General features: G+C 74.0%; 20 protein-coding genes. 9 read left to right on the top strand and 11 right to left on the bottom strand.

Annotated elements, in window-relative coordinates; all coding sequences use genetic code 11:
* Window positions 1–23: 23 nt before the first annotated feature.
* Complete coding sequence (gene aceB / locus ACWGB8_RS18755) at window positions 24–1,643, bottom strand: malate synthase A (RefSeq protein ID WP_452214605.1); 1,620 nt, start codon at window positions 1,641–1,643, stop codon at window positions 24–26.
* 129 nt (window positions 1,644–1,772) lie between these two features.
* Window positions 1,773–3,065, bottom strand: coding sequence for an isocitrate lyase (gene aceA, locus ACWGB8_RS18750; protein WP_452214604.1), 1,293 nt, complete (start codon window positions 3,063–3,065; stop codon window positions 1,773–1,775).
* 393 nt (window positions 3,066–3,458) lie between these two features.
* Between aceA and ACWGB8_RS18745 the strand changes: the two genes are divergently transcribed.
* Window positions 3,459–4,865: a short-chain fatty acyl-CoA regulator family protein gene (locus tag ACWGB8_RS18745; RefSeq protein ID WP_452214603.1), complete on the top strand. Its 1,407-nt coding sequence runs from the start codon at window positions 3,459–3,461 to the stop codon at window positions 4,863–4,865.
* A 17-nt stretch (window positions 4,866–4,882) separates the two neighbouring features.
* On the opposite strand, the gene ACWGB8_RS18740 is transcribed toward ACWGB8_RS18745, so the two are convergent.
* Complete coding sequence (locus tag ACWGB8_RS18740) at window positions 4,883–5,434, bottom strand: GNAT family N-acetyltransferase (protein ID WP_452214602.1); 552 nt, start codon at window positions 5,432–5,434, stop codon at window positions 4,883–4,885.
* 20 nt (window positions 5,435–5,454) lie between these two features.
* On the bottom strand, window positions 5,455–6,507 hold the full coding sequence (tsaD, locus tag ACWGB8_RS18735; RefSeq protein WP_452214615.1) for a tRNA (adenosine(37)-N6)-threonylcarbamoyltransferase complex transferase subunit TsaD: 1,053 nt from the start codon (window positions 6,505–6,507) through the stop codon (window positions 5,455–5,457).
* A gap of 202 nt (window positions 6,508–6,709) precedes the next feature.
* Between tsaD and ACWGB8_RS18730 the strand changes: the two genes are divergently transcribed.
* The 3 genes from ACWGB8_RS18730 (at window position 6,710) to ACWGB8_RS18720 (ending at window position 8,547) form a co-directional block, all read left to right on the top strand.
* Window positions 6,710–7,189 carry a Fur family transcriptional regulator gene (locus ACWGB8_RS18730; protein WP_452214601.1) on the top strand — a complete coding sequence of 160 codons (480 nt, stop codon included), beginning with the start codon at window positions 6,710–6,712 and terminating at the stop codon, window positions 7,187–7,189.
* 145 nt (window positions 7,190–7,334) lie between these two features.
* Window positions 7,335–7,934, top strand: coding sequence for a superoxide dismutase (locus ACWGB8_RS18725; protein WP_452214600.1), 600 nt, complete (start codon window positions 7,335–7,337; stop codon window positions 7,932–7,934).
* Window positions 7,935–8,139: 205 nt separating this feature from the next.
* Window positions 8,140–8,547, top strand: coding sequence for a RidA family protein (locus ACWGB8_RS18720; RefSeq protein WP_452214614.1), 408 nt, complete (start codon window positions 8,140–8,142; stop codon window positions 8,545–8,547).
* 87 nt (window positions 8,548–8,634) lie between these two features.
* On the opposite strand, the gene ACWGB8_RS18715 is transcribed toward ACWGB8_RS18720, so the two are convergent.
* The 3 genes from ACWGB8_RS18715 to ACWGB8_RS18705 are packed head-to-tail and all read right to left on the bottom strand — an operon-like array spanning window position 8,635 to window position 11,148.
* Window positions 8,635–9,165 (bottom strand): hypothetical protein, encoded by a 531-nt coding sequence (locus tag ACWGB8_RS18715; RefSeq protein ID WP_452214599.1) that lies wholly within the window; start codon window positions 9,163–9,165, stop codon window positions 8,635–8,637.
* An 11-nt stretch (window positions 9,166–9,176) separates the two neighbouring features.
* Window positions 9,177–10,841, bottom strand: a complete 1,665-nt coding sequence (locus ACWGB8_RS18710; RefSeq protein WP_452214598.1) for an alpha/beta hydrolase — start codon at window positions 10,839–10,841, stop codon at window positions 9,177–9,179.
* Between the two features lie 4 nt (window positions 10,842–10,845).
* Window positions 10,846–11,148 (bottom strand): type VII secretion target, encoded by a 303-nt coding sequence (locus tag ACWGB8_RS18705; protein ID WP_452214597.1) that lies wholly within the window; start codon window positions 11,146–11,148, stop codon window positions 10,846–10,848.
* 471 nt (window positions 11,149–11,619) lie between these two features.
* On the opposite strand from ACWGB8_RS18705, the gene ACWGB8_RS18700 reads away from it, so the two are divergent.
* From ACWGB8_RS18700 to ACWGB8_RS18690, 3 genes are all read left to right on the top strand, one after another.
* Window positions 11,620–12,015: a VOC family protein gene (locus tag ACWGB8_RS18700; RefSeq protein WP_452214613.1), complete on the top strand. Its 396-nt coding sequence runs from the start codon at window positions 11,620–11,622 to the stop codon at window positions 12,013–12,015.
* A 323-nt stretch (window positions 12,016–12,338) separates the two neighbouring features.
* Window positions 12,339–14,168, top strand: a complete 1,830-nt coding sequence (locus ACWGB8_RS18695) for a cholesterol oxidase substrate-binding domain-containing protein (protein ID WP_452214596.1) — start codon at window positions 12,339–12,341, stop codon at window positions 14,166–14,168.
* A gap of 248 nt (window positions 14,169–14,416) precedes the next feature.
* Window positions 14,417–15,172, top strand: coding sequence for an alpha/beta fold hydrolase (locus ACWGB8_RS18690; protein WP_452214595.1), 756 nt, complete (start codon window positions 14,417–14,419; stop codon window positions 15,170–15,172).
* Between the two features lie 64 nt (window positions 15,173–15,236).
* Here the strand turns inward: ACWGB8_RS18690 and ACWGB8_RS18685 are convergent, their stop codons facing one another.
* Together ACWGB8_RS18685 and ACWGB8_RS18680 are read right to left on the bottom strand one after the other, a co-directional pair.
* On the bottom strand, window positions 15,237–15,482 hold the full coding sequence (locus ACWGB8_RS18685; RefSeq protein WP_452214612.1) for a DUF2087 domain-containing protein: 246 nt from the start codon (window positions 15,480–15,482) through the stop codon (window positions 15,237–15,239).
* A gap of 59 nt (window positions 15,483–15,541) precedes the next feature.
* On the bottom strand, window positions 15,542–16,273 hold the full coding sequence (locus ACWGB8_RS18680) for a TetR/AcrR family transcriptional regulator (RefSeq protein WP_452214594.1): 732 nt from the start codon (window positions 16,271–16,273) through the stop codon (window positions 15,542–15,544).
* Window positions 16,274–16,360: 87 nt separating this feature from the next.
* Here ACWGB8_RS18680 and ACWGB8_RS18675 point away from each other — a divergent pair, with 87 nt between their 5' ends.
* On the top strand, window positions 16,361–16,795 hold the full coding sequence (locus ACWGB8_RS18675; protein ID WP_452214593.1) for a DUF4345 domain-containing protein: 435 nt from the start codon (window positions 16,361–16,363) through the stop codon (window positions 16,793–16,795).
* Here ACWGB8_RS18675 and ACWGB8_RS18670 read toward each other — a convergent pair.
* The gene (locus ACWGB8_RS18670; protein WP_452214592.1) at window positions 16,782–17,249 is read right to left on the bottom strand and encodes a GNAT family N-acetyltransferase; all 468 of its coding nucleotides are present in this window, start codon (window positions 17,247–17,249) and stop codon (window positions 16,782–16,784) included. The two genes, ACWGB8_RS18675 and ACWGB8_RS18670, sit on opposite strands and share 14 nt — an antisense overlap.
* 211 nt (window positions 17,250–17,460) lie before the next feature.
* Window positions 17,461–18,234, bottom strand: a complete 774-nt coding sequence (locus tag ACWGB8_RS18665; protein WP_452214591.1) for a helix-turn-helix domain-containing protein — start codon at window positions 18,232–18,234, stop codon at window positions 17,461–17,463.
* A 365-nt stretch (window positions 18,235–18,599) separates the two neighbouring features.
* Between ACWGB8_RS18665 and ACWGB8_RS18660 the strand changes: the two genes are divergently transcribed.
* Window positions 18,600–18,887 carry a hypothetical protein gene (locus ACWGB8_RS18660; protein ID WP_452214590.1) on the top strand — a complete coding sequence of 96 codons (288 nt, stop codon included), beginning with the start codon at window positions 18,600–18,602 and terminating at the stop codon, window positions 18,885–18,887.
* The last annotated feature ends 137 nt before the right edge of the window (window positions 18,888–19,024 follow it).

The following is a 19,024-nucleotide window of genomic DNA, read 5'->3' as shown; positions in this document are numbered from 1 at the left end:
TGCCCTTCTGAGCGCCGCTCCCGTCAGGGGAGCGGGACCGGGGTGGGGGTGCGGACCAGGTGGCGGGCGTAGGCGTCGGTGGTGAGGAAGGCGGGGAGTTCCGCGCCGAGGGCGGTCTCGTCGAGGATGCGCACGGCACCGTCGACCAGCGCCGGGTCGGCGCCCTCGGCGAGCAGCGCGGCCCGCTCCCGGTCGATCAGCCGGCGCACCGTGCCGGCGGTGGCGAGCGAGCCGCCGGTGAGCCGGGAGGTGTGGTGCTGCCACTGCCAGAGCTGGCAGCGGGCGATCTCGGCGGTGGCGACGTCCTCCATCAGTCCGAACACCGCGACTGCGCCGGTGCCGCCGAGCCAGGCGGTGAGGTAGCGCAGGGCGACGGCGACGTTGGCGCGCAGACCCTGCTCGCTCGGCAGCCCGGGGGTGAGCCGGTGGACGGCCAGCAGGTCGGCGGCGGTCACCTCGACGTCCTCGCGGATGCGGTCGAGCTGGTGGGGGCGCTCCCCGAGGACGGCGTCGAAGACCGCCCGGCAGGTGGCGACCAGGCCGGGGTGGGCGACCCAGGAGCCGTCGAAGCCGTCGCCGGCCTCGCGCTCCTTGTCCAGCCGGACCTTGGCGAGGGCGGCCTCGTTGGCGTCGGGGTCGCGCTGCGGGATCGCGGCGGCCATGCCGCCGATGGCGTGGGCGCCGCGCCGGTGGCAGGTGCGGACCAGCAGCTCGGTGTAGGCGCGCAGGAAGGGCTGGGTCATCGTCAGGGTGGCGCGGTCGGGCAGGACGAACCGCGGCCCGTGCCGGGCGAAGTTCTTGATCAGGCTGAACAGGTAGTCCCAGCGGCCCGCGTTCAGCCCGGCGGCGTGCTCGCGCAGCTCGTACAGGATCTCGTCCATCTCGAACGCGGCCGTGACGGTCTCGATCAGGACGGTGGCCCGGATCGTGCCGTGCGGGATGCCCAACTCGGCCTGGGCGTAGGTGAAGACGTCGTTCCACAGGCGGGCTTCGAGGTGGTTCTCCAGCTTGGGGAGGTAGAAGTACGGGCCGCTGCCGCGCTCGATCTGGCGCCGGCCGCAGTGGAAGAGGTACAGGCCGAAGTCGACCAGGGCGCCGACCGCCGGGCGGCCGTCGACCAGCAGGTGGTCCTCGGGCAGGTGCCAGCCGCGCGGCCGGACCACGATGGTGGCGGGCGTGTCGCCGACCCGGAGGCGCCTGCCGTCCGGCGTGGGATCGTCGATCCGGCGCTCGACGGCGTCGAGCAGGTTGAGCTGGCCGTTGACGAGGTTGTGCCAGGTCGGGGCGGTGGCGTCCTCGAAGTCCGCGAGCCAGACCTCGGCGCCGGAGTTGAGCGCGTGGACGGCCATCCGGCGCTCGGGCGGGCCGGTGATCTCCACCCGGCGGTCGTGCAGCCCGGGCCCCGCGCCGGCCACCCGCCAGCTGCGGTCCTCCCGCACCGCGCGGGTCTCCGGGAGGAAGTCCAGGGTGCCGCCCGCGGCGAGGTCGGCGGCCCGCCGCTCGCGCTCGGCGAGCAGGTCGGCCCGGCGCCCGGCGAACCGGTTGTGCAGACGGGCGAGGAAGGCGAGCGCCTCGGGGGTGAGGATCTCCTCGAAGCGGTCCTCGGACGGGCCGAGGACCTCGGTACGGCTGATCGGGTTCATCGCTGCTCTCCGGGAGGCGGGCCCGGGGCCTCGTCCCTCAACGAGGCCCCGGGCGGGGTGGGCGACGGCCGCGGGGCTTCCCCGGCCCCGATCGGGTCGGCCGTCGGCGGTGGTCCGGGTGCGCCGGGCTCAGTGGAACTGCTCGGTCTCCGTGGAGCCGGTCAGGGCGAGCGTCTCGGCGTTCGGGTTGAGCGCGGTGGAGACCAGGTCGAAGTAGCCGGTGCCGACCTCGCGCTGGTGCTTCACCGCCGTGTAGCCGTTCGGGACGGCCGCGAACTCGGCCTCCTGCAGGTCGACGTAGGCCGTCATGCCGTGCTCGGCGTAGCCGCGGGCCAGCTGGAACATCGAGTGGTTGAGGGCGTGGAAGCCGGCCAGCGTGATGAACTGGAAGCGGTAGCCCATCGCGCCCAGCTCCCGCTGGAACGTGGCGATCTGGTCGTCGTCCAGCGCGGCCTTCCAGTTGAAGGACGGCGAGCAGTTGTACGCCAGCAGCTGGTCCGGGTACTCCGCCTTGACGGCCTCGGCGAACTCCCGGGCCTGGGCGAGGTCCGGGGTGCCGGTCTCCACCCACAGCAGGTCGGCGTACGGGGCGAAGGCGAGGCCGCGGGAGATCACCGGGGCCATACCGGGCTCGACCCGGTAGAAGCCCTCGGCGGTGCGATCGCCGGTGCAGAACCGGGCGTCGCGCTCGTCCACGTCCGTGGTGAGGAGGTTCGCCGCCAGCGCGTCGGTGCGGGCCACGATCAGCGTCGGCACGTCGGCGATGTCGGCCGCGAGCCGGGCCGAGTTCAGGGTGCGGATGTGCTGGGCGGTGGGGACGAGCACCTTGCCGCCGAGGTGGCCGCACTTCTTCTCGGAGGCGAGCTGGTCCTCGTAGTGGATGCCCGCCGCGCCGGCCGCGATCATGCCCTTGGTGAGCTCGAAGGCGTTCAGCGGGCCGCCGAAGCCGGCCTCGGCGTCCGCGACGATCGGCACCAGCCAGTCCGGGCCGTCATTGCCCTCGGCGGCGTCGATCCCGTCCGCCCGCAGCAGCGCGTTGTTGATCCGCCGCACCACCTGCGGCACCGAGTTCGCGGGGTACAGGCTCTGGTCTGGGTAGGTCTGGCCGGCCTGGTTGGCGTCCGCCGCGACCTGCCAGCCGGACAGGTAGATCGCCTCCAGCCCGGCCTTGACCATCTGGACGGCCTGACCACCGGTCAGCGCGCCCAGGGCGTGGACGTAGTCCCGCTCGTGGAGCAGGCGCCACAGCCGCTCGGCCCCGCGCCGGGCCAGTGTGTGCTCCTCGCGGACGGTGCCCGACAGCCGGACCACGTCCGCCGCGGTGTACGTGCGCTCGACGCCGGCCCACCGGGGGTCGGACGCCCACCGGGCGGCCAGCTCCGCCGCCTGCTGCTCCTGCTGCTGCCGAACCGACTGGGTCATGCTGATCCGCTCCCGGGGTGCTCGCTGCGAAGGGTGTGAGGGTTGTCACGCCGTGGCGTGGGGTGCGGACCGGAGGCGCCGGGACCGGCCGGGGAACTGCCCGGAGGTTGCTGCGCCGTGCCCGGCCGACGGGCCCGACTTCCCTGGTGGGGAAGGTTCGTGGCGCTGCGCCGTCCGGCCGCGGCACCGACTCTGCCAGCGCCCGCGGCACCCGTCACCGGTGGACGGCTGCCAACTTCTGCGAAGCCCGGGCCGCCACTCTGCGAAGCCTGCGAAGGGTGCGGACGGGTCGGCGCGGCTATGCTGCGCACGAGCCGGCGGGACGGGCCCGCCCGGCAGCCGGCCGAGCGCCCACGGCAGACCGGACCGGACGGCGGGATCGGGGGCGACCGGATGGCACGGACCTTCGCCGGCGCGCGGCTGCGCCGGCTGCGGGAGGACCGCGGGCTCAGCCAGGCCGCACTGGCCCGGCTGGTCGACCTCTCGCCCAGCTACGTCAACCAACTGGAGCACGACGCCCGCCCGTTGACCGTCCCGGTGCTGCTCAGGCTGACCGAGGCGTTCGGCATCGACGCCGGCTGGTTCGCCCCGCCCGACACCGCCCGGCTCACCGCCGAGCTGCGCGAGACCCTCGGCGAGGAACTCGCCGACGGCCGGCTCACCCCCGGCGACCTGGACGACCTCGCCGCCCGGCTGCCCGCCGTCGCCCGGGTGCTGACGGAGCTGGGCCGCGGACGCCGGTCCGCCGCCGAACAACTCGCCGTCCTGGCCGGGGAGCGCGGCCTGCCCCGGGACACCGTGCGCACCCCGCACGAGGAGGTCCGCGAGTTCTTCTACCGCCGCCGCAACTACGTCGACGGGCTCGACACCGCGGCCGAGGCGCTGGCCGGCGCGATCGGGCTGCGCCGCGGCGAGGTCCGCAGCGCGCTCGCCCAGCGGCTGGCCGAACGGCACGGCGTCCGGCTCGCCACCGGCGGCGACCGGCTGCACGCCTACGACCCGCAGGCGCGGGTGCTGCGGCTCTCCGACCGGTTGCGGCCCGGCCAGCAGGCCTTCCGGATGGCCACCCAGCTCGGCTACCTGGAGCACGACGCGCTGCTCTCCGAACTCGCCGCCGAGGACAGCCCGGTGGACTCCACCGCCTGGTCGCTGACCCGGATCGGCCTGGCCAACTACTTCGCCGCCGCCCTGGTGCTGCCCTACCGGGCCTTCCACACCGAGGCGGAGGCGTCCCGGTACGACATCGAGCACCTCGCCGACCACTTCGGCGTCGGCTACGAGACCGTCTGCCACCGCCTCAGCACCCTGCAGCGGCCCCGGCTGCGCGGCGTGCCGTTCTCCTTCGTCCGGGTCGACCGGGCCGGCAACGTCTCCAAACGGCAGTCCGCCACCGGCTTCCACTTCTCCCGCACCGGCGGCACCTGCCCGCTCTGGAACGTCTACGAGGCCTTCGCCTCGCCCGGCCGGGTGCACGTCCAGGTCGCCGCCATGCCGGACGGGCAGCGCCACCTGTGGACCGCCCGCGCCGTCACCCGCTCCACCGGCGGCTGGGGCCGTCCCGGGAAGACCTTCGCCATCGGCCTGGGCTGCGAACTCCGGCACGCCCCAAGGCTGGTGTACTCCGCCGGGCTCGACCTCGCCGACGCGTCGGCGGCCACCCCGATCGGGCTGGGCTGCAAGGTCTGCGAACGCCCGGCCTGCCCCCAGCGCTCCGCCCCGCCGATCGGCCGCCCGCTGGTCGTCGACGAGCACACCAGCACCTTCGTCCCGTACCCGGTGCGCCCCGGACCACCGGGGTAGCGGCCCGGGGGCTGTCCTCAGGCGTCCTGCGGGCCGGGTGCGGCGGGGTGCCGCGGGTCGACCAGGACGACGGGACTGCCCGGCCCCGCGACCGGTCCGGTCAGCTGGCGCCAGCCGAGGCGCCGGTAGAAGGCGATCGGTCCGCCCTCCTCGACGGTCGCCAGCAGCCAGCAGCGCCCGTCGGGCGCGTCGGCGGTGACGGCGTCCAGCAGGGCCCGGCCGAGGCCGTGTCCGGCGTGGGCGGGGTGGACGGCCAGCTCGTCGACCTTGCGTGCGCCGCACAGCCAGGCCTCGGTGTGCCGGTCGCCCAGGGCACGCCGGACCACGGGGTGCAGGCGGTCGGCCGGGAAGGGGGTCGGGGTCGTCCAGCCGGTGGCGAAGCCGATCGTCCGGCCGTCCGGGGCCTCGGCCAGCGCGGCCGTGAAGCCGGGCCGCCGGGCGTCCTCGGCGAGTCGGCCGAGGTAGGCGTCGGCGTGGTCCGCGGTCTCGTTCCACGGCGGCCGGCCGAACGCGGCCGCATAGACGCCGCGGACGCCGGCCGCCCGGGCGAGCAGGTCGTCGGGAGTCACACGGCGCACGTCGACGGCCGTCATGCGGCCCGGCCCGGTGCGAGCGGGGTCAGGGCGGCGAACTCCAGCGGCGCCGACGGGTCGATCGAGAGGTCGGCGGGGGCGGGCGCGGCGCCGGAGCGGACCAGCAGGTCGCCGATCGCGGCGATCATCGCGCCGTTGTCGGTGCACAGCCGCAGCGGCGGCACCCGCAGGGTGATCCCGGCGGCGGCGCAGCGCTGCTCGGTCAGCGCGCGGATGCGGGAGTTGGCGGCGACACCGCCGACCACGACCAGGGTGTCGATGCCGTGGTCGGTGCAGGCGCGGACGGCCTTGCGGGTCAGGGTGTCGGCGATCGCCTCCTGGAGTGCGGCGGCGGCGTCGGGCACGTGCGGTTCGCCGCCGGCGGCGCGCCGGGCCTCGACCCAGCGGGCGGCGGCGGTCTTGAGGCCGGAGAAGGAGAACGCGTACGGCGGGTCGTTCGGGCCGCTGAGCGGGCGCGGGAAGCGCACGGCGGCGGGGTCGCCGTCGCGGGCGGCCCGGTCGATGGCGGGCCCGCCGGGGTAGGGCAGGTGCAGGATGCGGGCGACCTTGTCGAAGCACTCGCCGGCGGCGTCGTCCAGGGTGTCGCCGAGGTGCAGGATCGGGTCGCGGGCCAGGTCGCGGACGAGCAGCAGCGAGGTGTGGCCGCCGGACACGATCAGGACGATGCACGGGTTCGGCAGCGGCCCGCCGTCGAGGGTGGCGGCGGCGACGTGCCCGGCGAGGTGGTGGACGCCGTACAGCGGGACGCCGAGCGAGAAGGCGTAGCCCTTGGCGGCGGCGACGCCGACCTGGAGGGCGCCGGAGAGCCCGGGGCCGGCGGTGACGGCGACGGCGCCGACGTCGGCGAGGGTCAGGCCGGCCTGCCGCAGGGCCTCGTCGACCACCGGGGCCATCGCGTGGACGTGGGCCCGGGCCGCGATCTCCGGCACCACGCCGCCGTAGCGGGCGTGCTCGTCCATGCTGGAGGCCACGGCCTGGCCGAGCAGCCGGCCGTCCTGGACCAGGCCGGCCCCCGTCTCGTCGCAGGACGACTCGATGCCCAGTACCACCGGCGATCCGGTCACCGGACCCCACCTTCTCCCTGTTGCCCACAAGCACTTGTTGCATAGATTGTGCAATAAGTGGGCTGGTCGGTGTTCCGGGGGAGCGGCCGTCGCCGGACGGTGGACGGGCCGGGATTGCGACTGCAAGATGATCGCATCGCGCTGCGGGTCCGGTCGCGGCGGCAGGCGGACGACGCGAGGAGACACAGTGGGCGGTCGGACCCCGAGCAGGCCGCCGGCCGGGGCGGGGGCCGCGGGCACGGCGCCGGGTGCCGCCCAGGAGCTCGACCGGTTCTGCCGCGACCTGCTGCGCTCCGGCGGGGGCCGCTGCACCGCGCCCCGGCTGCGGGTGCTCGCCGTCCTCCGCGACAGCCGGGGCCACCTGCCGGCCGCGACGATCCACCAGCGGCTGCGCGCCGCAGGCGACTGCACCAACCTGTCCACGGTCTACCGCAGCCTGGAGCGGCTGACCGAACTGGGCCTGGTCCACTCCGTGCGCGCCCCGGGCGGGGAGTCCAGCTACGGCCTGGTCGGCGAGCCGCACCACCACGCCGTCTGCACGGGCTGCGGGGAGGTCCGGGAGTTCCCGCACGCGGTCACCGCGGGTGCGGTGGAGGCCGCCGCCCGGCACACCGGCTTCCGGCTGGAGTCACTGACCTTCACCGGGGTCTGCGCCGACTGCTGCTGACGGTGCGCCGCCGGGGCCGACCCGGGAGGCCGCCCGCGGGCCGCCGCGACCGACATGCCGGGGCCCGCCATGTGCTGTTGCAAGTGATACGCAATAGTGTGGGTCCGGCACGATCGACCGTCATACCGAAAGGGGCCGTGTCCTGATGGGCACCTACTCGCTTCCCGACCTGCCGTACGACTACTCCGCGCTGGAGCGGGCGATGTCGGCGGAGATCCTGGAGCTGCACCACTCCAAGCACCACGCGGCGTACGTCAAGGGCGCCAACGACACGCTGGAGCAGCTGGCCGAGGCGCGTGACAAGGAGCAGTTCGGCGGGCTGGTGGGCCTTCAGAAGACCCTGGCCTTCCACCTGTCCGGCCATGTGCTGCACTCGCTGTTCTGGGAGAACCTGTCGCCGGAGGGCGGGGAGCGTCCCGAGGGTGCGCTGGCGGACGCGATCACCGAGCACTTCGGTTCGTTCGAGGCGTTCCGGAAGCAGCTGACGACCGCGACGGTGGGCGTGCAGGGTTCGGGCTGGGGCATCCTGTCGTGGGAGCCGCTGGGTCAGCGCCTGATCGTGGAGCAGGTCTACGACCACCACGGCAACGTGGGGCAGGGGACCACGCCGCTGCTGGCGTTCGACGCCTGGGAGCACGCGTACTACCTGCAGTACCGCAACGTCCGTCCGGACTACGTGACGCGGCTGTGGGACGTCGTCAACTGGCAGGACGTCTCCGCCCGGTTCGCGGCAGCCAAGGGCTGACCCGTCCCGGCGGTGCGCGCGGCGCGTTGATGCGCCCCGGCCCGGCCGCCCCCGCCACGGGGGCCGCCGGGCCGCGGCATGCCCGGGGCCACGCCCACCGGCCCGCCGCCGGCGGAGAATTCGGGGGCGCACGAGTCCGGGACTTGCGAGGATGGGCCGGTTCCACGCCCTGCCCGCAGCCGTACCTTCCCCGCTGGAGAACGCCATGGCCCGTGCCGTCACCCTGATCCGCTCCGCCGCCCTCTCCGACGTCGCCGAGTACGCCTACGCGTCCACCGCGCCGGCCGGCGCGCGGCTGGTCTTCCTCGCCGGGGCGTGCCCGCTGAACCTCGACGGCTCGACCGCCGCGGTCGGCGACTACGCCGGCCAGGCCGCCAAGGCGGTGGAGAACCTGGTGCTGGCCCTGGAGGCGGCCGGCGCCACCCTGCAGGACGTCGTGAGCACCCGCGTCCTGGTGGCCTCCACCCGCCAGGAGGACCTGGTGAAGGCCTGGGAGGCGGTCCGCGACGCCTTCGGCGACCACGACGTGCCGAGCACCCTGATGGGCGTCACCGTGCTGGGGTACAACGACCAGCTGGTGGAGCTGGAGGCCGTCGCCGCGGTGGTCGACTGACCGGCGCCCCGGTCCAAGGACCCCCGGGACGGCGAGGGCGGGCGGCGGCCGCAGCCGTCGCCCGCCCGAGCTGTGCGCGAGCGCGCGTCAGATCCGCTTGTGGCAGCCGGTACCGGTGGTGACGGCGATCCGCCGCATCCCGGCCACCGACTCCACCTTGACCGTCACCGGCAGCTGCGGGTGGGTGCCCCAGGCCTCGTAGTCGCTGCTCTTGCCGACCTGGCCGAAGCCGGTGGCCGTCCAGCCGTTGGCCTTCATGTACTCGTGCAGCCGGGTGACGGCCGGCTGCAGCTCGGCCGGGTCCACCTCCTCGATGCTCCAGAAGAACGCGGCGTTGTAGGTGCCGTCGAGCCGCTTGCCGGCCTTGTCGGAGCAGGTCAGGAAGCTGATCGCGTCGACATTGTCCTCGTTGCGCCGGCCCTGGACGCCCAGGGCCTTGTGGACGGTGTCGGACTGCCCGCGCAGCTCCTCCTCGACCTGCTGCTTGCTGGCGCTGCGCATGGGCTTCTCCTTGTCGTCCGTACTGGTGCCGCTCCCGCCGCTGCCGCACGCGGTGGCGAGCAGCAGCAGGACCAGCGTCGTCAACGCGGCGGCGGTTCTGCCGGCCAGGTGGTTCATGTGCCCGCCGTTCAGTGGGTGGTGACCTTGTCGTAGTTGCCGGTGACGATCCGGGCCTGGTTGTCCAGCGCCTCGTTCGGCACCCCGGGACCGTCCATGTTCCAGTAGTCGCTGTGCTCCTTGGCGGTACCGCTGCGGATGATGTTGGCGCCGAACTCGGGCGAGGTCGGGACGTTGGGGTGGTCGAACCAGCCGCCCTCGCCGTGGCCGATCGAGCCGACGTCGGGCACCTTGTCCTCGCTCGCCTCGGCGGCCCACACGTGCTCCGGGTCGATGTTGAGGTCCTTGGCGTAGCGGACGTGCATCCCGGGGCTGCCGAGGGTCACGATGTCGTCCACGGCCAGGCCGTTGCCGTTCTTCGCGGCCTCGCCCATGACGACCGTGCCGTAGCTGTGGCCGATCACCGAGGTGTGCCGGGGCCCGCCGTCGTGGGTGGCGCCCAGGCTGTCGATGTAGCGGTCGAGCTTCGGCGCGCCCTCCTCGGCATAGTGGTCGGCGGGGGCGTTGGTGTACGCCGAGTCCGGGGTGTCGTAGCCGAGCCACATGATGGCGGCGGTGTCACCGCGGTTGCCGTACCGGTCGCTGGACTGGACGAGCCGCTGGGCCCGGTCGAGGTCGTTGCCCTCGTCCGAGATGTTGGAGAGGTCGGTCTCGCTGCCGGGCACGCAGACCGCGGTGTTCTTGGCGGTGTCCGGGTTGCCGATGGAGACGATCGCCCGGCCGTCGCCCTTCGGGTCCAGGCCGATCAGGTACATCTCGTGGCCGGGGGGCGCCCCGTCGGACTTGTTGAGGCGCCCGCTCAGCTCGCGCAGGCCCTCCTCGCGCAGCTTCCACTCGTCGGCGTCCATCTTGTCCTTGTTCGGATAGCCGACGTTGTACATCTTGTCGAGCTCGCGCTCCAGGATGTGGCGGTTCGCCATGTCCCGTACGTGGGTGGGGATGCCGTCGCGGTTGGCGAGGGTGTCCGGGTCGAGCAGCAGGTACTGCCGCTGCATCTCCGGGCTGAGCGAGTCCCACCACTTCTTGTTGTCGGCGGGGCTTGCGGAGTCGCTGAGGCAGGGGAACAGCGCGAACTTGTCCTTGACCAGCTTGGCGTCGGCGGTCGCCTCGGCGAGCTTGCTCGGGCCGTTGGACGGCCGCGGCGAGGTCAGGATGTCGCCGCGCAGCTGGGCGAGCGCCGAGGCGCCGTCGTTGGACGCCTTCTGGGCGTTGTTGACGGCGGTGGTGATCCGCTCCTGGAAGCCGCGCGCCGAGTTGCCGTTGTTGCGCTGGACCTCCTGGTAGTCGGGGTCGTTGCGCCAGGCCGGGTCGAGCTTGGGCGGGGTCACCACACCGTCGTCGGAGACCTGGTGGCCGGCGGCCTCGGCCTCCCTGACCGCCCGGCGCAGCTCGCTCTGACAGCTCTCCATCTGCGACTTGACACTGGTCAGCGTGGTCGAGATGGCCTGCGCCTCGACCGCGATCAGCCCGAGGTCGGTCTCGTTGAGCTCCAGCTGCGGGATCGCGCTCTCCGCGGCGGACCCGGACCAGCCGGAGGCGTGCAGCGGGCCCGACACCTGGCGGCGGTGGGTCTGCTGGTCGGTGTCGGCCTTCGCGGCGAGGCTGCGCCAGGCGGTGGCGGCGGCCTCCAGGTCGCCGAAGTCCTGCTTCATCAGGAGGGAGAAGAGGGTCGCCACCGGGTCACCGCCCCGCCTGCATCGACTGCGCGTTCGCCTGCTCCGTGCTGCGGTAGTTGCCCGCGGTGGTGCGCAGGTTGCCGGCGGCGGCGTCCAGTCGGCCGTGCACCAGCTGGAAGGCCTGCTGCCAGGTCGACTGGGTCTGCACCAGCTCGCCGGCTATCGACCAGCCGTTCAGCGAGCCGGCGGCCTCGCCGCTCTCGGTGGCCGCCTTGCCGGTGAGCGGCCGGAGTTCGTTGGAGATGTCGCCGGCGTGCTTGGCACTGTTCTCCAGCACCCCCGGATCCACCCGTACTTCTTGAGCCATCGCTCGTTCCCCCGTGCTGTGGTGTTCCCGTCGCTCCGCGGCCGGGCCGGCGTCACGGATACGTCAAGATCGGGGCGACATCCTAGCGGGCCGACACCCCCGGCGGACCGCGCGGTTCCGCGCTCCCGGGGCTCCCGCCGGCGGTCTTGCCGATACCTCCACGGCATCTCCCCGGCCCGCGCCCGTCCTTTACCGGACGCCCTCCGCGGTACGGCCCGGCCCGTCGGCGGCCGTACCGGGCGGCGGGTCCGATCCGGGCCTGGCCGCGGGTCCGGGCCTGGCCGGGTGGCGTCCGATTGACCTGTCGGACCATGGGGGGATTGACCTGGTTCGGCAGGTCAATCGGCCGATAGGGTGGCGGGCATGAAGATCACGCAGCCCCCCGCGTCCCCGTCCGCCGCCGAGTCCGCCACGTCCGTTGAGTCCGCTCAGGCCACCGAGTCCACCGAGTCCGCCGCACCGGTCGCCGCGATCGGGCCTGCCACCCACATCCGGATCGCCCGGCCCTCCCGCGACCTGGCGGCGGCCGAACGGTTCTACGTCCACGCCCTGGGCCTCGACGTGCTCTGGCGCAGCACCGAGCGGGAGCCGGGCAAGCACGACCTGCTGATGGTCGGTCCGGCCGGGGGCGGCTGGCACTTCGAGCTCACCCGCGACCCCGACCGCCCCGTGGAGCCGACCCCCACCGCCGACGACCTCTTCGTGGTCTACCTCGGGAGCCCCGTCGACGGCGCCCTGCTCGACCGGCTCACCGCCGCCGGCGGCACCCGGGTGGCGGCCCACAACCCGTACTGGGACGAGTTCGGCGCCACCGTCGAGGACCCCGACGGCTACCGGCTCGTCCTCTGCACCCGCACCTGGGGCTGACCCCGCGCCCGTTGCCCGGGGCCGACCCCTGCACCCGTGCCGTCCTCCGGGAGGGGCGCTGCGGGGCGGGCCCGGGACCCCGGCCGAACCCTCCGGCAGGCGCGAGACCGCACCCGTGGCTCCGTACCCGCGGCTCTGCATCTGCGACTCCGCATCCGGTCCGGCGCTTTCGGGCAAGGCGAACGGCCCGGGTTCGCCCGAAAGGGTCACACCCGGCTCCGTTCCGGCCGACCGCCCGGCGCCGCCTCGTACAATCGTCCGCATAGCGGGAGGGGTGGCACCGGGATACGGACGGTGCCGATCGACGAACGGGGGACGCCCACATGACGGCACGTCACGAAGAGCGCGGGGGACTCACCAGACGGCAGCTGCTCGGCGCCTCGACCGCCCTCGGCGGCGCGGCCTGGCTGCTGCGCGGCACCCTCGGCCCCGACAGTGCGGACGCCGCCACCCCGGCACCGCCCGCACTCCCCGGCGGCCTCGAACCGTTCCGGCGCGTCTACCAGAACTGGTCCGGCGAGATCCGCACCGACCAGCTCTGGACCTGCGCCCCCGCCGCCCCCGAGCAGATCCCCTCCCTCGCCGACTGGGCCCGCGCGCACGGCTGGCGGCTGCGCGCCCACGGCCACCGGCACACCTGGGCACCGCTCACCGTCGCCCCCGGCACGCCCGAGGCCGCCCGCGTGCTGCTGGTCGACACCACCCGGCACCTCACCGCGATCGGCGCCGACTCGCCGACCACCGTGCGCGTCCAGACCGGCGCGAGCATGGAGGCCCTGCTCACCCACCTCGCCGAGCGCGGCCTCGGCGTCGCCAACTGCCCCGCACCCGGCGAACTCACCGTCGGTGGGGTGCTCGCCATCGGCGGCCACGGCACCGCCGTCCCCGCGGCCGGCGAGCGGCGCACCGACGGCCACGGCTACGGCTCGCTCAGCAACCAGGTCACCGAACTCACCGCCGTCGTCCACGACCCGGCCACCGACCGCTACCGGCTGCGCACCTTCGGCCGGGCCGAGGCCGACAGCGCCGCCTTCCTGGTCCACCTCGGCCGGGCCTTCGTCACCGAGGTCGTGCTGCGCGCCGGCGCCGACCGCCCGCTGCGCTGCGTCAGCCGACTGGACATCCCGGCGAGCGAGTTGTTCGCCCCGCCCGGGACGTCCGGTCTGTTCGGCGCCCCGCGCACCTTCGCCGGCTTCGTCGACGAGCACGGGCGCGCGGAGGCCATCTGGTTCGCCTACACCGACCGCCCCTGGCTCAAGACCTGGACCGTTGCCCCGCAGCGCGCCCTCGGCTCGCGCGCCGTCGACGAGCCCTACAACTACCCCTTCAGCGACAACCTCCCGGAGCCCGTCGCCCGGCTGGCCGGCGACCTCGTCGCCGGCTCCTGGGCCTCCGCCCCGCTCTTCGGCCAACTCCAGTACCTCGTCGCCAAGGTGGCGCTCACCGGGGACCTCACCGACGTGCTGCTCTCCGGCGGCCTGCTGCGCGAACTGCTCTCCGGCGGGGTCCTCACCCACCTGCTGGCCGGCGGCCTCCGCTCCGACCTGTGGGGCCCCTCCCGCATGCTGCTCCAGTACGTGCGGCCCACCACCCTGCGGGTCACCGCCAACGGCTATGCCGTGCTCGCCCGGCGCGCCGACCTGCAGTGGGTGGTCTCCGAGTTCGCCGCGTACTACCGCCGGCTGCTCGACCAGTACCGGGCCCGCGGCGAGTTCCCGGTCAACGGGGCGGTGGAGATCCGGGTCACCGGCCTCGACGACCCCGCCTGGAGCGGGGTGCCCGGTGCCCGCCCGCCGCTGCTCTCCGCCGTCCGCCCGCGGCCCGACCGCCCCGAATGGGACACCGCCGTCTGGCTGGACATCCTCGCCCTCCCCGGCACCCCCGGCCTGCACCGCTTCCTGCGCGAGATCGAGCTCTTCCTGCTGCGCACCTTCGACGGCACCCGGGCCGGACTGCGCGTCGAGTGGTCCAAGGGCTGGGCGTACACCGAGAACGCCGCCTGGGCCGACCCGGACGTCCTGGGCCGGGTCGTCCCCGACAGCCACCGCGCCGGGGGCGGCCCCGGCTGGGACGAGGCGGTCGCCGTGCTGGACCGCCACGACCCGCACCGGGTCTTCGGCAACGACTTCCTGGACGGGCTGCTGCGCTCCTGACCGCGCGGGGCCGCCGGCGTGTTCGCCGCCGTCGTGCCGCCGCTGTGCCGGGCCGCCCGGGCGTCACCCCGGCCTGATCCCGACGGGCCCGGGTCCGCCGCGCGGGGCGGACCCGGGTCGGGGGACGGGGTCGGGGTGAGCGGGGACGGGACCCGGGCGGCAGACGGGGACGGGATCCGGGCGGCCGACGGGTTGGCCGGGCCCGCGGCGGGGAAGGCAACCGGCATCTCACCCACAGGGAGCGCTTCATGACCATCAGTCACCGCACCGTCGGCGCCGGCCCGCACAAGGTCCTGGTGCTGCACGACTGGTTCGGCACCGCCGCGGGCTGGGGCCCGTTCCTCGACCACCTCGACCCGGAGGCGTTCACGTACGCCTTCCTCGACTACCGGGGGTACGGCGACCGGATCGCGGTGGAGGGCGAGTACACGCTCGCCGAGATCGCCGCCGACGCGCTCGCCCTGGCCGACGAACTCGGCTGGGAGTCCTTCTCGCTGGTCGGCCACTCGATGGGCGGCAAGGCGGCGCAGCGCGTCCTCGCCGAAGCGCCCGCCCGGGTGCGCCGGCTCGCGGGCATCACCCCGGTGCCGGCGAGCGCCTACCCGCTGGAGGGCGACGCCCACGACCTGTTCCACGGCGCGGCCGAGCGCCCCGCCAACCGCCGGGCGATCCTCGACCTGGTCACCGGCGGACGCGCGGGCGCCCGCTGGCTGGACCGGATGACGGCGCGGTCGGTCGCGGCCTCCCGCCCGGAGGCCTTCGCGGCCTACCTCGACGACTGGACCGGACAGGACTTCGCCGGCAAGGTCGCGGGCAGCCCCCACCCGGTCGGCGTCTTCGTCGGCGAGCACGACGCGGCGCTCACACCCGACCTCATGCGGGCGACCTGGCTGGTGCACTACCCCAACGCGGAACTCGTGGTCCTCCCGAACTCGGGCCACTACCCGATGCACGAGGTCCCGGTGGCCTTCGCCGCCGCGCTGGAGGCGTTCCTGCGCGGCTGAGCGGGACGGCCGCGGGCGGGGCTGCGGGGTGCGGGTCGGGACGGTACGGGTCCCGGGCCTGTGGTCAGGCGGCGCGGCGGTAGCTGCTGCCGTCCCGGGGGCGGGCCAGGTGGCCGGACTCGACCAGGTAGCGGCGCAGCGCCGGGTAGTCGTCGTGCACCGTCCGCAGCGCGTCGTTCACCTCGCCCTCGCTGTACGAGCGGCCGGGCTCGAAGAGCGTGGCGGTGAGGTGGTCGAGCAGCTGGGCGCGCCGGGCGGCCCGGCGCGGGATCGCCGTCAGCCGGCCGTCGGCGCTGAACAGGCCGGACACGGCGCGGGCGGGAGCGGCGGGGCTGCCGGTGGTAGGGGAGCCGGTGGTGGGGGAGTTCGTCACCCGCCGAGCCTCGCTGGTCGGCCCGCGGCCCGGCAACCGGTTTTCCCGGGGCTGCCGGGTTCGGTGGGGCCTGCGGGGCTTCCGAGTTCAGCGGGGTCGATCGCGAGCAGGGGGCGCAGCGCGCCGAGCACCGCGCCCACGCAGACGTCCCGCAGCTCCTCGCGGGTACAGGTCTCCTCGGTGAGCCAGTCGACGACGAGCACCTGGACGAACACCAGCCAGCTCTGCAGCACCGCGGAGACGGCCGCCCGGGCGCGTGCGTCCGTCAGCGGCAGCACGCCCAGCAACCGGGCTCGGAGGGCGTCCAGTTCGTCGTTCATGATGGTCCGGATCACCGGGTCGCCGGCCAGTACCCGGTTGGCCGCCAGGACCGCGTGCCGGTTGGCGGTGAAGTAGTCGAGGTGGGCGTCCAGCCCCTGGGCCAGCTGCTCGACCAGGGTGTCGCCCGGGTCCAGGCGGGTCGCGGCGAGGAGGCGGTCGGAGGCCTCCTGGTACACCGCGGCGAAGAGGTCGCGCTTGCCGGGGAAGTGCCGGTACAGCAGCGCGCGGGAGACCCCGGCGCGCTCGGCCACCTCCTCCATCAGCACCTCCTCGTACGGACGCGCGGCGAACAGCTGCGCACCCACGGCGAGCAACTGGGCGCGGCGCTCGTCGGGGCTGAGCCGGCGGCGGGGCTGCGGGTCGGGCGTCCCGGGCGTGCTGGGTGTACTGGGCGTGCTGGCGGTCACGGGGAGAACACTACTTGACACGTGTCTACTTGTGGCCACACCTTAGTAGACAGGTGTCAACTAATCCTGAGGGGTGGGGTGAGGACCGTGGCGAAGACGCTGCGCGTGCTGTCGTGGGTGATGGGTGTCGCGTGCGTGCTCATCGGGCTGGGGCACGTCCTGGGAGGCAACGCGGCCATCCCCGGCGCCGAGGACGCCGGCGCCACCGTCGACAGCCTCGGCCGCTTCCTCGGCGCCATGTTCACCGGCTACGGACTCGCCTGGATCTGGGCCGCCCGGCAGCCGACCGTCCCCGCCGGTCCCGTCCGCTGGCTCACCGCCGCCTTCGCCCTCGGCGCCGCCGGCCGACTGTTCTCCCTCGCCGTCGAAGGCCGCCCGCACGGCTTCCAGATCGCCCTCACCGTGCTCGAACTCGCGCTGCCCCCGGTCTACTTCTGGCTCGCCGACGCCGACGAGAAGGCAGCGGCCCGGGCCACCCGCGCTGGAGGGGCCCGGATCGCCGCTGTCCCTACCGAGCGCTGACCCCCGGTGCGTCGCGGTGCAGCAGGAGCAGATCCAGGACGGGCCCGCCCGGCCGGCTCTCGTACGGCCCCGCATAGCGGTACCCGAGACGGTGGTAGAGCCGCCGCTCGGGGCGGTCGGCGCCCGGCATCACGGTCAAGGACGACCAGGCGGCGCCGAGGCCGTCCAGCAGCGCGCCGTGGATCGCCGTCCCCGTGCCCCGGCCCTGCCGCCCGGGCAGCACGGCGAGGTCGCACACCCCGGCCAGCCGTTCGACGGCGGTGACCGGGCTGTCGAGCACCGCCAGCAGGCCGGACCCGAACCAGTTCTCGGGCGTGCAGAGGAAGCCGTACCCGAAGCCGAGCGGCACCGGGTCGTCCCCCTCGTGTGCCGTGACCAGGGTGAAGCCGTTCTTTCGCGCATGCCCCCCGATCTGCCCCCGGAACCCCTCCACCGTGAACCCGCCCTTTGCCACCTCGGGATCCCCCGCATGCGCCGCCCCCCACACCGAGGCAAGCCCGTCGAGCCCCGGTGCGACCGCCTCCGGCCCACGGACGCACAACTTCAGTTCGACGGAACGCACGGCAACACCTCGGCGGAGTAGGGGACGGATGAGATGCCGTGGGGATCCCTGCCCCGCAGATGCCTCCTGAACCCCACGGGTAGGCCCGGTGCGACGCCTCCAGTCAGGCCGGGTGGGCCAGTTGGGGTGGAGCGCTGTACCTGCGCAGGACGTCGTCGGCCGTCGACCGGTCGAGCAGTCGGAGTTCCCAGGGGCCGGTGTTGACGTCGAGCTCCTTGCCGAAGCCGACCCACTTGCCGGCCATCCGTCGGCCGGTCGGGTCGACGAGCAGTTGGACCGCGCCGTGGTAGCGGGCCCCGTGGTAGTGGCCGTCCTCGGCGGTCTGCTCGGTCCACGTGCCGGTCACGACGTTGCGGTCCACCGTGAGGTCGAGGGTGAGCGGCGAATCGGGGTTGACGGAGGCGCCCGGCAGGGACTCCGCCGTGATGCGGTTGCCGTGGTGGCGTAGCACCACGTGGTGCAGCCCGGAGAAGGTGTTCTCGCGGCTGCTGCTGAAGTACTCGTAGTGGCTCAGCCAGACTCCGCTGTAGTCGTCGCCCAGTGGGGCTGGTGCTTCCTGGGACTGGCTGATGGGGGTGCTCCGGTCCGTGTGCATGTCGTGCCCTCCGGCTCCGTCGTCCGTGACACGGGGCGGCAGGTGGACGGACTGAAAGCCCAACTGGTCGGCCGAAACCCGGGTCACAGCTTCCAGGGCTCGAAGGTACACCGGTCGAGGAGCCCGCACCTCCCCCGATTCCCAGCGCTGGACGAGACGCTTGCTCGCGTCGTTGGGTTCCCCCAGCGCGTCGCCGACGTCACGCAGCCGACGCGCCATCTCGTCCTGACTCAGGCGGAGGCCGATGCGGACGGCTCGCAGGGTGTCGTTGGGTGCTGCCATGCCTCCAATCTAGGACGAAACCGGCCCGTATGACACCGAAATGACGTCTTGCCATGGAGCCGAAGTGGCGCCTTCCTGCCGTTACGGCGGACCTGCCCGAGGCAGCACGATCGGACGTATCCATCCGATGAGCGGACCGAAGGGATCGGCGCCGTGCCCTCCAGTGAGTTCACCCGTCCAAACAGCCCACGTGCAGGGAGCCCTGCGGCGGGGGACGCCGCTGTGTCGCCCGCCGAATGGAGCCCTCTCGACGACTACCGGGCGCATGCGGCCGCGGCCGGGTACGCCGCGGTGGCGGAGAGGCTGCACATGGAAGCCGTTCGCGCGTGCTGTGAATGCATCAACTGCGTGTCGCGGAGGCCCGAGTGAGTACGGACGAACGGGAACCGGTTCCCACCGTGTCGTACGGCTACGGTGTGCGCTTCGATCCCGGCGCGCAGTGCTTCCGCGTCCGCAACGAGCTGACCGGTGAGTGGAAGCGGGAGCCGGACGGCACGTTGAGCGGATGGACGTCCTTCCTCAAGGCCGATGCCGCCTGGCGGTCCTTCCAACCCGCCGGGGTGTACCCGACGCCGCTGCAGGACACCGCTCGCAGACGGGCCGCGCCGGAGGACCGGGTCCGGGACGAGAACCGGCGGTCGCGGTGGCTCTGACCGGGGCCCGCCCCGGTGCGCGGGTTGCCCGTTCGGCGCGGGGGAGGACGACTGCGGCCGTCACTGGGAGGGCCCGGACCCGGTTCGACCGGTGGTGGCTTGGGTTGCCTCGTTGATGTCCGTGGCCGTCTTCGCCG

The sequence above is a fragment of the Kitasatospora sp. NPDC054939 genome, assembly GCF_053610105.1.
This window is presented reverse-complemented; position numbering and strand designations above follow the sequence as displayed.

Coding starts and splice junctions, on each gene's coding strand:
- ACWGB8_RS18690 (WP_452214595.1), top strand. CDS start 14,417: ATGACCATCAGTCACCGCACCGTCGGCGCCGGCCCGCACAAGGTCCTG.
- aceB (WP_452214605.1), bottom strand. CDS start 1,643: ATGAACCCGATCAGCCGTACCGAGGTCCTCGGCCCGTCCGAGGACCGC.
- ACWGB8_RS18705 (WP_452214597.1), bottom strand. CDS start 11,148: ATGGCTCAAGAAGTACGGGTGGATCCGGGGGTGCTGGAGAACAGTGCC.
- ACWGB8_RS18665 (WP_452214591.1), bottom strand. CDS start 18,234: ATGGCAGCACCCAACGACACCCTGCGAGCCGTCCGCATCGGCCTCCGC.
- aceA (WP_452214604.1), bottom strand. CDS start 3,065: ATGACCCAGTCGGTTCGGCAGCAGCAGGAGCAGCAGGCGGCGGAGCTG.
- ACWGB8_RS18695 (WP_452214596.1), top strand. CDS start 12,339: ATGACGGCACGTCACGAAGAGCGCGGGGGACTCACCAGACGGCAGCTG.
- ACWGB8_RS18720 (WP_452214614.1), top strand. CDS start 8,140: ATGGCCCGTGCCGTCACCCTGATCCGCTCCGCCGCCCTCTCCGACGTC.
- ACWGB8_RS18725 (WP_452214600.1), top strand. CDS start 7,335: ATGGGCACCTACTCGCTTCCCGACCTGCCGTACGACTACTCCGCGCTG.
- ACWGB8_RS18745 (WP_452214603.1), top strand. CDS start 3,459: ATGGCACGGACCTTCGCCGGCGCGCGGCTGCGCCGGCTGCGGGAGGAC.
- ACWGB8_RS18715 (WP_452214599.1), bottom strand. CDS start 9,165: ATGAACCACCTGGCCGGCAGAACCGCCGCCGCGTTGACGACGCTGGTC.